The organism is Lentzea sp. NPDC060358, from assembly GCF_042725365.1.
Classification (GTDB): domain Bacteria; phylum Actinomycetota; class Actinomycetes; order Mycobacteriales; family Pseudonocardiaceae; genus Lentzea.
On the sequence record NZ_JBHXCW010000027.1, the window covers coordinates 37,989 to 52,920 of the forward strand.

The window sequence follows — 14,932 nt, forward strand, 5'->3', positions numbered from 1 at the left end:
TCCGCAGGCGATTTAGGGTGGAGGCATGGCGAACCGACTCGCGGACGCGATCAGCCCGTACCTGCTCCAGCACGCCGGGAACCCGGTCGACTGGTGGCCGTGGGGCGAGGAGGCGTTCGCGGAGGCGCGCCGGCGCAACGTCCCGGTGCTGCTCTCCGTGGGGTACGCCGCCTGCCACTGGTGCCACGTCATGGCGCACGAGTCGTTCGAGGACGCCGAAGTCGCCGCGTACCTGAACGAGCACTTCGTGTCCGTGAAGGTGGACCGCGAGGAACGTCCCGACGTCGACGCCGTCTACATGGAGGTCACGCAGGCCATGACCGGCCACGGCGGGTGGCCGATGACGGTGTTCCTCACGCCCGACGCGCGCCCGTTCCACGCCGGCACCTACTACCCGCCGTCGCCGCGGCAGGGCATGCCGTCGTTCACGCAGCTCATCGAGGCCGTGTCGGCCACGTGGGCCGCCAGCCCGGACGAGGTCCTGCAGTCCGCGTCCGCCGTGGTGGAGGAGATCTCCCGGCACGCCGCGCCGCTACCGCCGTCCACTGTGGACTCCGATGCGCTGGCCGGTGCGGTGGTGTCGTTGCTGGGCGAGTTCGACCGGCGCAACGGAGGTTTCGGCGGCGCACCGAAGTTCCCGCCGTCGATGGTCGTCGAGTTCCTGCTGCGCCACCACGAGCGCACCGGGTCGGTCGAGGCGATCTCGATGGCGACGTCGACGGCCGACGCGATGGCGAACGGCGGCATGTACGACCAGCTCGGCGGCGGGTTCGCGCGGTACAGCGTGGACGCGTCGTGGATCGTGCCGCACTTCGAGAAGATGTTGTACGACAACGCTTTGCTGCTGCGCTTCTACACGCACCTGACCCGCGTCACCGGTTCGGAACGCTATGCGCGCGTCGCCAGGGACACGGCTTCGTTCCTGCTGCGGGACCTGCGAACGGCCGAAGGAGGCTTCGCGGCGTCGCTGGACGCGGACACCGACGGCGTCGAAGGCCTGACCTACGTGTGGTCCCCCGACGAGCTGGGTGACGCGGCCGCGGCCTTCGGGGTCACCGCGGAGCCGAACTTCGAGGACGGCAAGTCGACGCTGCGGTTCGTGTCGGAACCGGGGGAGCAGGTGCGGGCGGCGTTGCTGGAACGGCGTTCCGCGCGGCCCCAGCCCGGCCGGGACGACAAGGTGGTCGCGGCCTGGAACGGCATGGCGATCGCGGCCCTGGCCGAGGCGGGCGCGTTCTTCGCCGAACCCGCGTGGGTCGCGGCGGCGTTCGAGGCGGCGTCGTTGCTGACCTCGGTCCACCTGGTCGAGGGCCGGGTGCTGCGGACCTCGCGGGACGGCGTGGCCGGGCCGTCGTCCGGCGTGCTGGAGGACTACGGCTGCCTCGCCGACGGACTGCTGGCGCTGCACCAGGTCACCGGGTCGATCCGGTGGCTCGACCTGGCGTGCGGGCTGCTGGACACGGCGCTCGCCCGGTTCGCCGTGGCGGACACGCCCGGTGCCTACTACGACACCGCCGACGACGCCGAGGTGCTCGTTCGCCGTCCTGCGGACTCGACCGACAACGCGTCGCCGTCCGGGGCGTCCTCGCTGGCCTCGGCGTTGGTGACGGCGTCCCTGCTCTCCGGGCCCGACCGGTCGGCGCGGTACGCGGAGGCCGCGTCGGCGGCGGTGACGCGGGCCGGGCTGCTGGCCGCTCGCGCGCCGCGCTTCGCCGGTCACTGGCTGACGGTCGCCGAGACGTTGGTCGCCGGTCCGTTGCAGGTGGCCGTCGTGGGTGCGGGCGACGATCCGCGCCGTGCGGCGTTGTGGGCGGCGGCGGTCGCCCATGTGCCCGGAGGCGGCGTCGTCGTTGCCGGAGAGCAGTCGTCGGTGCCGATGCTCGAAGACCGGCCGTTGCTCGATGAGGCCCCTGCGGCCTACGTGTGCCGCAGTTACGTGTGCGACCTGCCCGTGGCGTCGGTGGACGCGCTGGTCACTTCGCTGACGGCGAACACCCTCTGACTGATTGCAGGCGTAACGTCGGCAACGACGTAATCATGTAATCAGGGGTGGTTCCGATGGGACGAGGATGGCGAGGACGAGGCGGGTGGCAGCAGGCTGACCTGCCGTCGGCCGACGACGCGGCGGCGTGGTTCGCGGGCCGGCTGCCCGACGCGTGGTTCACGGGCGCGCCGGAGGTGGTCGTCGACCGCGAGGAGATCACGGTCGTCGGCACGCTGGCCGACCTGGAAGGCGAGTTCGACGACGCCTCGCGCGCCGCGGCCGAGTCGGGCCGCATCGCCCGCTGGCGCGAGGAGACGCGGGACGAGCGCATCGAGATCGCCCGCCAGGCCGAGCACCGCTACGGCCGCAAGGTGGCCTGGGGCGCGGTCCAGGGCGGCACGCGCGAGCTGTTCACGCACCTGGCCGTGCCGGTGATGACGCGCCTGCGCCAGCCGGAACGCCAGGTGCTCGACACCCTGGTCGCCGCGGGCGTGGCGCGGTCTCGTGCCGATGCGCTGGCGTGGGCCGTGCGGCTGGTCGGCGAGCACGCCGACTCGTGGCTCGGTGAGCTGCGCGACGCGATGTCGAAGGTCGACGACCTGCGTTCGCAGGGGCCCGACCTCACGTGACGCCGGGAGCCGTCCGTTCGACCGCGAGGCCGACGGACGGCTCCGGCGCCCTGCGCAGGCCGATGACGCACCCGAGCGCGACCGTGGTGACGCCGAGGACCGACACGAGCGTGAGGTGCTGGGCGCCCAGCAGGACCGAGGTGGCCAGGCCGGACACCGGCATCAGGCCGATGAGCACGCCGGCGCGGTCGGAGCCCAGCCGGTTGACGGCGAAGTACCAGAGCCCGAACGCCAGCGCGGTCACGAGGACCGCCAGCAGCACGAGAGCGGACGTCTGCCGGGCGTCCGGCACCTGCCAGCCGCCGACGAACGTGCCGAGCACCGCGCCGATCACCGTCGCCAGCAGGCACGTCCAGGTGGCCACGCCCAGCACGCCGAGGCGGCGCACGACCCCGACGGCGAACAGCGTGAAGCAGACCTCGCCGACCATCGTGAGCAGGGCGAGCACGAGTCCGGGACCGTGCCACGAACCGCCGCCGGACAACAGCACGATGCCCGCCGCCACCACCACGGCACCCACCAGGGCCGAGGTAGTGCGTTGGCGTGAGAGCAACGCCAGTGCGACAGGGGAGCCGCCCATCACGGCGGCCACGAAACCGGGTTCCGCGTACTGCTGCGCGGCGATCAACAGGGCGTTGAAGCCGAGCATGCCCGTCGCGACGACGCCCAGCAACGGCGGGATGTCGCGCCACGACGGCATGGGCAAGCGTCGTGCCACCAGCAGCAACACGGCCGCACCGAGCGCATAGCGCATCGCCTGGCCGGTCAGCACCGGGTAGCCCTCCAGCATCCCCGTGACCGGCACCGACGCTCCGACGATCGTTGCCGCTGCCGCTCCCGCGGCCACCCCGAGTCTCATGGTGCTAGAGCCTTGCGCCGGACTGGTCCAGGCATAAGCTCCACTTCGATGGCCACGAACTGGACCACTTTCCGCGAGCTGCTGCTGCCGGGGCACCAGCGGCGGCGCGGCGTGGAGGTCGAGCTGCGCCGGGCGATCCGCGACGGACGGCTCGTGCCGGGTACGCGGCTGCCGTCGAGCAGGGACCTCGCGACGCAGCTCGGGGTCGCGCGCGGCACGGTGACGTCGGCGTACACGCAGCTCGTGGCGGAGGGGTACCTCACGTCGCGCCGCGGTTCGGGGACCACGGTCGCGAGCCTCGGGCCCGCCGACGCGTGCGGGGTGCCGGAGCCGCCGCCGCGGTGGCGGTACAACCTGCGGCCGGGGCTGCCCGCGCTGGGCGCCTTTCCGCGCTCCGAATGGGTTTCCGCGCACCGGGCGGCGCTGGCCGAGCTGCCGGACGACGACCTCGCCTACCCCGACCCCGCCGGGTTCGCGGGGCTGCGCAAGGAGATCGTCGACTACCTGGCGCGGGTGCGGGCCGTAGTCGCACGGGACGCCGTGATCACCAACGGCGCCGCGGACGGGTTGCAGCTGACCGCGCGCGTCCTCGACGGCAGCATCGCGATCGAGGAGCCCAGCCACTTCGGCAGCGAGCACATGCTGCGGTCGCACGGTCTCGACACCGTGCCGATCCCCGTGGACGACAAGGGGATCCGGGTCGACCTCCTGTCCCGGACGGACTGCCGGGCCGTGCTCGTGACGGCCGCGCACCAGTTCCCGCTGGGCGTGGTGCTGCACCCCGAACGCCGCCGCGCGCTGGTGGAGTGGGCGCGGTCGCGGGACGCGTTGATCATCGAGGACGACTACGACGCCGAGCACCGGTACGACCGGCCGGCGCTGAGCGCGTTGCAGGCCCTCGCACCCGAGCACGTGGTGTACCAGGGGACGGCGAGCAAGGTGCTGGCGCCCGCGTTGCGCCTGGGGTGGCTGGTGGTGCCGGAACGCCTGCGCGAGGACATCGTGCGGCGCAAGCAGTACAACGACATGGGCACCGGCACGATCCCGCAGGCGGCGTTCGCGCACCTGCTGCGGACGGGCGGCTACGACCGCCATCTGCGCCGAACGCGCGCGCTCTACCGCAAGAGGCGCGATGCGTTGCTAGAAGCCGTGGCGGAGCACCTGCCGGGATGGCAGGCCGTCGGCGTGGCGGCCGGGTTGCACGTCGTGCTGCGCATGCCGGACGGGACGGACGACCTCGCGTTGAAGGGCAGGCTCGAGGCACGAGGGGTGCACGTGTGGGCGTTGGCGCAGTACACGCGCACGCCGATGTGGCCCGGTCTGGTGCTGGGGTACGCGGCGTTGTCGCCGGACCGCCTGCGCGAGGCGGTCGGGGAGATCGCGGCAGCCGCCTAGCGGACGTGCTGGCGCTAGGCGCCGACGTCGGCGCCCGGGCCGTGCTCGCGCGGGGGCCGACGTCGTCGCCCAGGCCGTGCTCGCGCCGGGTGCCGACGTCGTCGCCCAGGACGTGTTCGCGGTCGCCGGTGCCGGGAGCGGCGGCCGGCAGGGCGCGCATCGTCCAGTGAATCCCCAGGTAGATCCGTCGGCCGGGCCGGCCTGGCCCGCGTCTCGAGAAATTGTCAGTGCTCGGGTGCACCATGGGACCCGTGCTCTTCTCCGAAGTAGTCGACACGTCGACCGCCGTGGCGGCGACCCGGTCGCGCCTGGCCAAGGTCAAGGCGCTGTCCGCGGTGCTGCGCTCGGCGACGGCCGACGTCGTGGTCGCGGTGGTGTCGTTCCTCATCGGCACGCCCCGGCAGGGCCGCATCGGCACGGGCTGGCGCACGGTCGTCGACCTCGCGGTGCCCCCGGCCGCCGCAGCGGGGCTCACGATCGCCGAGGTCGACGCCGCGTTCGCCGAGGTGGCGGCGACCTCCGGCAAGGGCTCCGCCCAGCGCCGGGTCGACCTGCTGACCGCGCTCTTCGCCCGTTCCACGGAGGCGGAGCAGGACTTCTTGCGCCGGCTGCTCACCGGCGAGCTGCGCCAGGGCGCGCTGGAGGGCGTGATGCTCGACGCCATCGCCTCGGCGGCCGACGTGCCCGGCGAGACGGTCCGCCGCGCGTTCATGCTGTCCGGCCGCCTGCCGGAGACGGCGGTGGCCGCGCTGCACGGCGGTGCCGCCGAGCTGGAGGCGTTCCGCCTGGAGGTGGGCCGTCCGCTGCGCCCGATGCTCGCCTCGCCCGCGGAGTCGCTGGACGAGGCCCTGGAGGAGATCGGCAGCTGCGTGGTGGAGCACAAGCTCGACGGCGCCCGCATCCAGGTGCACCGCGCGGGCGACGAGGTGCACGTCTACACCCGCACGCTGCGCGAGATCACCAAGACCGTGCCCGAACTGGTGGAGCTGGTCCGCGGCCTGCCCTGCACCTCCGTGGTGCTCGACGGCGAGACCCTGGCCCTGACCGACGAGGGCAGGCCCCGCCCGTTCCAGGAGACGATGAGCCGCTTCGGCGCGCAGGACGAACGCGAGCTGCTCCTGCACCCGTACTTCTTCGACTGCCTGCACCTCGACGGCAAGGACCTGCTCGACGAACCGCTGCGCGACCGCCTCGCGGCGCTGCGCCAGGTGGCGGGCGAGCACGTCATCCCCGGCGTGCAGGACCCGTCGCCCGCGGAGGCCGCCGAGGTCGTCACGGCCTCGCTGGCCGCGGGCCACGAGGGCGTGATGGTCAAGTCGCTCGCCTCCACCTACGCCGCCGGCCGCCGCGGCAGGGCCTGGCAGAAGGTGAAGCCGGTCCACACCCTCGACCTGGTGGTGCTCGGCGTCGAGTGGGGCAGCGGCCGCCGCCGGGGCTGGCTGTCGAACCTGCACCTGGGCGCCCGCGACCCGGACGGCGGCCCGCCGGTGATGGTCGGCAAGACCTTCAAGGGCCTCACCGACGAACTGCTGAAGTGGCAGACCGAGGCCCTGCAGGCCATCGCCGTGGACCGCTCCGAGTGGGTCGTGACGGTCCGCCCGGAGCTGGTGATCGAGATCGAGCTGGACGGCGTCCAGGTCTCGCCGCGCTACCCCGGCGGCGTGGCCCTGCGCTTCGCCCGCGTGGTGCGCTACCGGCCGGACAAGGACCCGTCGGAGGCGACGACGATCGACGAGGTGCGAGCCCTGCTGCCCGCGGCCCGGCCGGTCCCGGAGGCCCGGCCGGTCTCGGAGGCCCGGCCGGTTCCGGAAACCCAGCCGACGCCGGAAACCCAGCCGACGCCGGAGGGCCAGCCGACGCCGGAGGGCCAGCCGACGCCGGAGGAGTGAGGCGTCCCGGCTGTCCTCCGGGGCGTCGGGGCCGCTGGGACCGGGAGACCCGGACCGGCGAGCCGCACTTGCGCCGAACATTTCGCCCGGCTCCCACCTGGCGGCCGTCCGGGTGCCGCCGCACCTCGTCGCCCCGCACCTCGTCGCCCCGCACCTGGTGCCCTCGCACCTCGTCCCCGCGTCCCCGCACCTCGTCCCCACACCTCGGCCCAGCCCCATCGCGTCCCCGCGCCCCGGCACTCGCGGCCAGGCCCCACTCCGAAAATCGCGTGCGACCAGCCGTCACCCGGCAATACCGTCCCGCCGGTGACCGATGCTTCCACGCTCCTGCGCGCGTACGACGACCAGGCCCGCTCCGCCGAGTGGGCCTCCCGCGACCCCGAGGCCACCGTCGACCTCGACGGCCCCGTGCACCGCGTGTCCTACCCGAACCGCCGCGGCTTCGTCGCGGGATCACCGGCCCTCGGCGTCACCGGCCGCGAGCTCGACGACCTGATCACCCGCCAGCGCGACTTCTTCCAGGCCCTCGGCCAGGAGTTCGAGTGGAAGACCTGGGGCCACGACACCCCGGCCGACCTGCCCGAACGGCTCGTGGAGGCGGGGTTCGAGTCGGACGGCCTCGAGACCGTGCTGATCGGCAGGGCCGAGGAGATGGCCACGCCCGTCCGGCTCGACCGGGAGATCACGCTCAGGGAGACCAGGGACGCGGCCGACATCCGCAGTGCCGTCGCGTCGTCGAGCGAGGCGTTCGGCAAGGACGTCAGCTTCCTCGTCGACTACCTGCTCGAGAAGAAGGACGACCCCGACACGGTCATCGTCCTGGCCGAGGCGGGCGGCCGGGTCGTGTCCTCCGCGCGGCTCGAGGTCGTGCGCGGCACGGAGTTCGCCGGTCTCTGGGGCGGCAGCACCCTCGCCGAGTGGCGCGGCAAGGGCATCTACCGCGCCCTCGTCGCGCACCGGGCGGAAACGGCGCTGGCGAGAGGCGTGAAGTACCTCCAGGTCGACGCCACCGAGGACAGCCGGCCGATCCTCGAACGGCTCGGGTTCGTGGCGGTCACCACGACCACGGGGTACGTCTGGACACCGTGAGAACCTGCGAAGACGCGTATCGTGGAAGCACGTGCGGTTCATCGAAGGGCATCGACCCTCTTACGACCTGACCTACGACGACGTGTTCCTCGTTCCCGGCCGCAGCGCCGTGGAGTCGCGGTTCGGCGTCGACCTCTCCACTTCGGACGGCACCGGGGCCACGATCCCCGTCGTCGTCGCGAACATGACGGCCGTGGCAGGCCGGCGGATGGCGGAGACCATCGCGCGGCGCGGCGGGATCGTCGTCATCCCGCAGGACGTGCCGACCGAGGCCGTCGCGGAGATCACCTCGTGGGTCAAGGAGCGGCACCCGGTCTGGGACACCCCGCTGACGCTCACCACGGGCGACGCGGTGGCCGACGCGTGGAACCTCATCCACAAGCGGGCGCACGGCGCGGTCGTGGTCGTGGACGAGGGCAACAGGCCGCTCGGGGTCGTCGACGAGGCGGCGCTCACGGGCGTCGACCGGTTCGCGCGCCTCGGCGACGTGATGAACACCGATGTGCTGAAGCTGCCCCTCGGCACGAAGCCGCAGGACGTCTTCGAGAAGCTCCACCACAGCACGCACAAGGTCGCGCTCGGCGTCGACGAGCAGGACCGGCTCAGCGGGGTGCTGACCGAGCTCGCGGCGTTGCGCGCGGAGGTCTACCAGCCCGCGGCGGACGCGGACGGCAGGCTGCGGATCGCCGCCGCGATCGGGGTCAACGGTGACGTGAAGGCCAAAGCCGAGGCGCTGCTCGAGGCCGGTGTGGACGTTCTCGTCGTGGACACCGCGCACGGGCACCAGGAGAAGATGATCACCGCCCTGAAGGCGGTGCGGAAGGCCGTGGACGGCGCGCACCCGCACGTGCCGATCGCGGCGGGCAACGTCGTCACCGCGGAGGGCGTGCGCGACCTGGTCGAGGCCGGCGCGGACATCGTCAAGGTCGGTGTCGGTCCCGGCGCGATGTGCACCACGCGCATGATGACCGGTGTCGGGCGGCCGCAGTTCAGCGCCGTCGCGGAGTGCTCGGCGGAGGCGCGCCGGCTCGGCAAGCACGTCTGGGCCGACGGCGGCGTGCGGCACCCGCGCGACGTGGCGCTGGCGCTCGCGGCCGGCGCCGGCAGCGTCATGGTCGGCAGCTGGTTCGCCGGCACCTACGAGTCGCCGGGCGACCTGCAGCGCGACGAACGCGGAAACCTCTACAAAGAATCCTTCGGAATGGCGTCGAAACGTGCCGTCACGGCCCGCACGCGCAGCGACAACGCGTTCGACCGCGCCAAGAAGGGATTGTTCGAAGAAGGCATCTCCACGTCGAAGATGCGCCTGGACCCGGTGCGGCCGAGTGTGGAGGACCTGCTTGATGCGATAACCTCCGGCGTCCGCTCGGCCTGCACGTATGCCGGCGCGACTTCGCTCGAGGAATTCCACGCCAGGGCAGTTCTCGGCATCCAGTCGGCGGCTGGGTTCGCGGAGGGACGGCCCCTGCCAGGGGGATGGTGAAATGGACGAAGCGGTCGAGGTAAGAGAACTCCGCAAAATCTACAAACCAGGACAAAAACCTGCGGTCGACGGATTGAGCTTCTCCGTCCGACGTGGTGAGGTCTTCGGTTTGCTCGGCCCGAACGGAGCCGGCAAGACCACGACGGTCGGCGTGCTGACCACGCGCGTGCGCCCCACCGAGGGGCAGGCGTTCGTGGAGGGCGTCGACGTGGTCGCCGACTCGAAGCGCGCACGGCAGCTGCTCGCCGTCGTGCCGCAGCGCAACAACCTCGACCGTTCGCTCAACGCGCGGCAGAACCTGCTGTTCCACGCGGCCTACCACGGCATCGGTTCCAGGGAACGCGAAGCGCTCGCCGACGACATCCTGGAGCGGATGGGCCTGAAGGACCACGCGAAGGCGCTCGTCGACACGCTGTCGGGCGGCCAGGCGCAACGGCTGATGATCGCCCGCGCGCTGATGCACCGCCCGAAGGTGCTGTTCCTCGACGAGCCGAGCACCGGCCTCGACCCGCAGGCCCGGCTCTTCGTCCACGAACGCGTGGCCGCCCTGCACGACGAGGGCGTCACGGTCGTGCTGACCACGCACGACATGGACGAGGCCGCGAAGCTGTGCGACCGCGTCGGCATCGTCGACCACGGCAAGCTGCTCACCCTCGACACCCCGGCCGAGCTCACGCGGAGCCTGCCCGGCAGCAACACGGTCAGCGTCACGGTGAGCCCGAACGGCCCCGAGTCCGCCAAGATCGTCCAGGCGCTGTCCGAAGTGGACGACGTGCAGCGCGTCGAGGAGCTCGGCGCCATGTACCGCGTCTACACCGACGCCGACACCGCGGTCACGCTGCCCGCGGTGCTGACCGTGCTGAGCGGCCTCGACGTCGTCGTGAGCGACGTCGCGATCGGCAAGCCCAGCCTGGAAGACGTCTTCATCCACCTGACCGGCAGGGAGCTGCGGTGAGCCAGTTGACGACGTTCCGGGCGATCCTGTGGCGCGACGTCTTCGTCACGGGTCGCGAACTGCCGAGCTTCCTCGCGCAGGTGATCATCCAGCCGTTCTTCATCCTCTTCATCTTCGCGAAGGTGCTGGGGGACATCGGGTACGTGCAGGGCGACTTCGCCCAGGTGCTGTTACCGGGCATCATCGCGATGAACGGGTTCCTGGGCGCGCTGCAGAACACGACCCTGCCGCTGGTGCTGGACTTCTCGTGGACGCGCGAGATCGAGGACCGGCTGCTCGCGCCCATCTCGATCCCGCTCGTGGCGGTGGAGAAGATCGTGTTCGGTGCGATCCGCGGGTTCTTCGCGGCGGTGCTGATGGTGCCCGTCGGGTTCGTCATGCTCGACGTGTCCTGGGCCTGGGAGGGCATTCCCGGCGCATTGCTGGTGATCGTCCTCGGGTGCCTGGCCGGTGGCAGCGTCGGCATGGTCATCGGCACGTCGGTGCCCGCGCGCCGGGTCAACGTGATGTTCGCGGTGATCCTGACCCCGCTGCTGTTCACGGGTTCCGCGCAGTTCCCGTGGCGGTCGCTCAGCGACAACCTGCTGTGGTTCAAGGTGATCTGCGCGCTCAACCCGCTGACCTACGTGAGCGAGGGCATGCGCGCCGAACTGGTGCCGGGCGTGCCGCACATCCCGATGCCGGTCGTGCTGCTCGTGCTCGTCGTCGCGATCGCCGGGTTCGGCGGCCTCGGGTTGCGCGGGTTCATGAAGCGCGCGCTCGACTAGCGGACACGTGGAAACGGCCCCGCGCAACGGAAGCTGCGCGGGGCCGTCCTCGTTCGGGACGCTAGGAGGCGTAGTCCTCCAGCATCTCCGTGACGAGGGCCGCGATCGGCGAGCGCTCCGAGCGGGTCAGGGTGACGTGGGCGAAGAGCGGGTGGCCCTTCAGCTTCTCGATCACCGCCGCCACGCCGTCGTGCCGGCCCACCCGCAGGTTGTCGCGCTGCGCCACGTCGTGCGTCAGCACCACCCGCGAGTTGCTGCCCAGGCGGGACAGCACGGTCAGCAACACGTTGCGCTCCAACGACTGCGCCTCGTCGACGATCACGAAGGAGTCGTGCAGCGAACGGCCGCGGATGTGGGTGAGGGGCAGGACCTCGAGCATCCCGCGGTCCATCACCTCTTCCACGACCGCCTGGCTCACCAGCGCGCCGAGGGTGTCGAACACCGCCTGCGCCCACGGCCCCATCTTCTCGTTCTCGCTGCCGGGCAGGTACCCGAGCTCCTGGCCGCCGACCGCGTACAACGGCCGGAAGACCACGACCTTGCGGTGCTGCCTGCGTTCCATCACCGCCTCGAGACCGGCGCACAGCGCCAGTGCCGACTTGCCGGTGCCCGCACGTCCGCCCAGCGAGACGATGCCGACATCGGCGTCGAGCAGCAGGTCCAGCGCGATCCGCTGCTCGGCGGACCTCCCGTGCAGTCCGAACGCCTCCCGATCTCCGCGCACCAGCCTGATCTGCTTGTCCGCGGTCACCCGGCCCAGAGCGCTCGACGTGCCCGCCAGCAACCTCAGTCCGGTGTGGCAGGGCAGCTCGGCGATGTGCTCCAGGTCCTCGTACTGGGTCGGGTCGACGACGTTCTCCTTGAACAGGCCGTCCACGAGGGACTGGGGAACGTCCAGATCGGACATGCCGGTCCAGCCTGACAGGGTGACGTCGTGCGCCCGGTACTCCTCCGCCGGCAGGCCGACCGAACCGGCCTTGACCCGCAGCGGCATGTCCTTCGTCACCAGGGTGACGTTGCGCCCCTCAGCAGCGAGGTTGAGGGAGCAGGCGAGGATTCGGGCGTCGTTGGAGTCCGTTCGGAAACCTGATGGCAACACCTCCGGGTCGGAGTGGTTGAGCTCGACGTGCAAGGTGCCTCCCAGATCCCCGATGGGGATCGGCGAATCGAGGCGACCATGCCGCAAGCGCAGGTCGTCGAGCAGACGCAGTGCTTCCCTCGCGAACCAGCCCAGTTCGGGGTGGTGGCGCTTGCCCTCCAGCTCGCTGATCACCACGAGCGGGAGCACGACCTCGTGCTCCGCGAACCTGGTGGGGGCGAGGGGATCGGACAGCAGTACCGACGTGTCCAGCACATATGTCGTGATGGCTGGGGCGGCGGACTTGCGCCGGGAGGAAGAACTGCGCGATGAGCCTGAGGAACGGCTCGCGGGACGTCGTGCGTTCACGGCAACTCCCTCACGAACGCGGCACCCGCGTCCGCTCCTCGCTGGGCCAGGCACCACCCTGATCGGTCGTCTCGCCTTCCGCCGGTGTGGCGTCAGGCGGGCCGACCACGAGGGCCGGGTGCCGGCCCCCTCGCGACTTCGTCTGCCACGATCAGAGCCTCCCTGCGCGGTCCGCAGTGGTCGCGTCCCGCCGGTTTCGAAGTTACCTGTGGAAGTGCCCCAACGGCACGAAGCCACACAGGTGAATTCGAATTCGTCATCTGCCCGAAAACATCCCGAAACGTGACCGCTTCCGTGTTTCCGCTGGTCAAGCGATGTTTTCCGGCGATCCGTGAGCGAGCCACGACAGACCGTTCCTGACCTCGTTCTCGAGCGAGACCGGAACCAGGGGCTCGTCGAGAAGCCGCAGATAACGCGAGCCGAGCGTTTCTCCCGGTGCCCGGACGTCCAGCCAGGCCCGCACGAGACGGACTCCTTCGACGTACGTGGTGGTGTACGCGCGCCACAGCGGATCCGCCAGGAAACGCACCATCTGCCGCGCCCGCCGCTCGGGCACTAGCAGCCACCTGCACAGATGTGCAACGACGTCATCCGGATCCCCACCCCGATCGTGTAGCAGCAGGGCGGCGTCCTGGCGCACCGTGAGCAGGCCCGATGACGCCGACTCGACCTTTTCGGACAGTTCGCCGTCCATTCGCAACCCCAGGTCGCGGAAGATCTCCTCCGCCCAGCCGCCCCAGCCGGGCCCGACCGCGGCGTGCAGCCCGAGGTCGGCCATGCCCTCGGCCATCAGGCACTGCGGGGTGTTGATCAGGAAGATCGACTGCTCCGCGCACCCGCGCTGGGCGACCAGGCCCGCGTCCTTGCGGCAGTGCTCGGTGTGGTGGCCGGGATAGGACTCGTGCGCGACCAGGTGCGGCAGGGTGGACATCCGGTGGTTCAGGTCGGCGTTGACCGCGACCCGGCTGCGGTAGCCGCCGAGGTAGTGGTTGAAGCCGCTCCACGGCTTGTTGGTGACGACCTGGTACTCGACGATCTCCTGCTCGGGCAGCGCGTACGTGCGCCGCACCCGGTCCCGCAGGGCGCTGGAGACGGCCTGCACGGCGCCCTGGAGCCGGCGCGCGGGCACCTCGTCGGCCGTGCGGAAGGCCGTGAGGCGCTCGGCCAGCGAGCCGGGGCCCTCGAGGACCGCGTCGAGCTTGCGGTGGGCGTGGGCGTAGGAGTCCTCGTCGCCGGGGCGGATCCGGACCTGGAAGTACCGCTCGACCTCGTCGACGAACCCGATCCGCTCCCCGTCGAGCTTGCGGGCGGTGCACTCCAGCGCGCGCAGGTGCGCGTCGAGGAACTGTTTGCGCTGCTCGGCGAGGTCGCAGCCGGGCAGTTCGGCGCGCAACTGCCGGGCGTGGCCCGCCAGTGCCCGCGGGTGCAGGCGCGGCTCGTTGTCGACGGACCGGCTCAGCGCCGGGTCGCCGGTGAACGAGTCGACGAACCCGGACACCAGGCGCCCGAGCCGCAGCCCCAGCACCAGATATCCGCGAACCAGCTCGTCGGCCTCCACAAGTCGAAGAGCGTAGAGCGTCTACCACGGCGTCTTGGCGGCGACCGAATCGTGAAACCACCACCACCTGATCGGGGAATGTTGTTGATCACGTCGTCACACAATGGTGTCACCCGTGCGGTCGATTGCGATCACTGCCTATAGCGTTTCCGCACGGAGACCCCACCGCTCCGGAGATCCCCGAAGACTCCGGAAATGACGGGGAAAACCCGACATGAAGGAGATTGACGTGAAGAAGGCTTGTGCCGCGGTCGTCGCCGCTGCCGCCCTGTCGCTCGCGTTCGCCCCGGCCGCCATGGCCGGCGAGGGCTACACCTGGGCCAACGGCCCGCTGCTGGTCCTGCTGAACGGCAACAACGTCAACGGCACCGTCGGTGCCTGCGGCAACAACGTCGGTGTCCTGGGCGCCGCCCTGCCGATCAACTCGCCGTCGCTCACCGACACCTGCGCCGCCGGCGGCATTGTCGACGAGGGCTGATCCCTTTCTCGTTCTGCGTCCGGGGGCGCCATTTTCTGGCGCTCCCGGATTTGTTTCCACCGCTGTCCACCTTCATGAGGAGAAAATCGTGCTGAAGAAGGCTGCCGCCGCCCTCGGTGTCGCCGCTGCGTTCCTGGCCGTCGGTTCCCCCGCGATGGCCCAGGAGGGCCACGAGTGGACCAACCTGCCGCTGCTGGTCGTCGGCAACGCCAACAACGTCAACGGCACCGTCGGTGCCTGCGGCAACAACGTCGGCGTGCTCGGCGCGGCGGTTCCGGTGAACTCGCCCTCGCTCACCGACACCTGTGCCGCCGGCGGCATCGAGGACGGCGCTGACTGGATGGGCTGGGACGACTGATCTCGTCTCGCACTCGAAGGGGCGCCCACCGCACGCGGCAG

The 14,932-nt window shown here is 71.3% G+C and carries 13 protein-coding genes; 10 read left to right on the top strand and 3 right to left on the bottom strand.

The window, feature by feature from the left end:
- The first annotated feature begins 25 nt into the window (after positions 1-25).
- Both ACFWGZ_RS08760 and ACFWGZ_RS08765 read left to right on the top strand, forming a co-directional pair.
- The gene (locus tag ACFWGZ_RS08760) at positions 26-2,002 is read left to right on the top strand and encodes a thioredoxin domain-containing protein (RefSeq protein WP_382450884.1); all 1,977 of its coding nucleotides are present in this window, start codon (positions 26-28) and stop codon (positions 2,000-2,002) included.
- Between the two features lie 56 nt (positions 2,003-2,058).
- The gene (locus ACFWGZ_RS08765) at positions 2,059-2,613 is read left to right on the top strand and encodes a hypothetical protein (protein ID WP_330856121.1); all 555 of its coding nucleotides are present in this window, start codon (positions 2,059-2,061) and stop codon (positions 2,611-2,613) included.
- Here the strand turns inward: ACFWGZ_RS08765 and ACFWGZ_RS08770 are convergent.
- On the bottom strand, positions 2,606-3,472 hold the full coding sequence (locus tag ACFWGZ_RS08770; RefSeq protein WP_382450885.1) for a DMT family transporter: 867 nt from the start codon (positions 3,470-3,472) through the stop codon (positions 2,606-2,608). The genes ACFWGZ_RS08765 and ACFWGZ_RS08770 overlap by 8 nt on opposite strands.
- Positions 3,473-3,520: 48 nt before the next feature.
- Here ACFWGZ_RS08770 and ACFWGZ_RS08775 point away from each other — a divergent pair, with 48 nt between their 5' ends.
- The 6 genes from ACFWGZ_RS08775 (at position 3,521) to ACFWGZ_RS08800 (ending at position 11,050) form a co-directional block, all read left to right on the top strand.
- Entirely contained in the window at positions 3,521-4,867 is a 1,347-nt protein-coding gene (locus ACFWGZ_RS08775) for a PLP-dependent aminotransferase family protein (protein WP_382450886.1), read from the top strand.
- A 251-nt stretch (positions 4,868-5,118) separates the two neighbouring features.
- Entirely contained in the window at positions 5,119-6,756 is a 1,638-nt protein-coding gene (locus tag ACFWGZ_RS08780) for an ATP-dependent DNA ligase (protein WP_382450887.1), read from the top strand.
- A gap of 306 nt (positions 6,757-7,062) precedes the next feature.
- Positions 7,063-7,845 (top strand): GNAT family N-acetyltransferase, encoded by a 783-nt coding sequence (locus tag ACFWGZ_RS08785; protein WP_382450888.1) that lies wholly within the window; start codon positions 7,063-7,065, stop codon positions 7,843-7,845.
- A gap of 31 nt (positions 7,846-7,876) precedes the next feature.
- Positions 7,877-9,328: a GuaB1 family IMP dehydrogenase-related protein gene (locus tag ACFWGZ_RS08790; protein WP_382450889.1), complete on the top strand. Its 1,452-nt coding sequence runs from the start codon at positions 7,877-7,879 to the stop codon at positions 9,326-9,328.
- A 1-nt stretch (position 9,329) separates the two neighbouring features.
- Complete coding sequence (locus ACFWGZ_RS08795) at positions 9,330-10,283, top strand: ATP-binding cassette domain-containing protein (RefSeq protein ID WP_382450890.1); 954 nt, start codon at positions 9,330-9,332, stop codon at positions 10,281-10,283.
- Positions 10,280-11,050, top strand: a complete 771-nt coding sequence (locus ACFWGZ_RS08800; protein ID WP_382450891.1) for an ABC transporter permease — start codon at positions 10,280-10,282, stop codon at positions 11,048-11,050. Before ACFWGZ_RS08795 ends, ACFWGZ_RS08800 begins: the two co-directional genes overlap by 4 nt.
- A gap of 61 nt (positions 11,051-11,111) precedes the next feature.
- Here the strand turns inward: ACFWGZ_RS08800 and ACFWGZ_RS08805 are convergent, their stop codons facing one another.
- Positions 11,112-12,404: a PhoH family protein gene (locus tag ACFWGZ_RS08805; RefSeq protein ID WP_382450892.1), complete on the bottom strand. Its 1,293-nt coding sequence runs from the start codon at positions 12,402-12,404 to the stop codon at positions 11,112-11,114.
- A 400-nt stretch (positions 12,405-12,804) separates the two neighbouring features.
- The gene (locus ACFWGZ_RS08810; protein WP_382450893.1) at positions 12,805-14,055 is read right to left on the bottom strand and encodes a DUF885 domain-containing protein; all 1,251 of its coding nucleotides are present in this window, start codon (positions 14,053-14,055) and stop codon (positions 12,805-12,807) included.
- 214 nt (positions 14,056-14,269) lie between these two features.
- On the opposite strand from ACFWGZ_RS08810, the gene ACFWGZ_RS08815 reads away from it, so the two are divergent.
- Together ACFWGZ_RS08815 and ACFWGZ_RS08820 are read left to right on the top strand one after the other, a co-directional pair.
- Complete coding sequence (locus ACFWGZ_RS08815) at positions 14,270-14,533, top strand: hypothetical protein (protein ID WP_382450894.1); 264 nt, start codon at positions 14,270-14,272, stop codon at positions 14,531-14,533.
- A gap of 88 nt (positions 14,534-14,621) precedes the next feature.
- Positions 14,622-14,891: a hypothetical protein gene (locus ACFWGZ_RS08820; RefSeq protein WP_382450895.1), complete on the top strand. Its 270-nt coding sequence runs from the start codon at positions 14,622-14,624 to the stop codon at positions 14,889-14,891.
- The last annotated feature ends 41 nt before the right edge of the window (positions 14,892-14,932 follow it).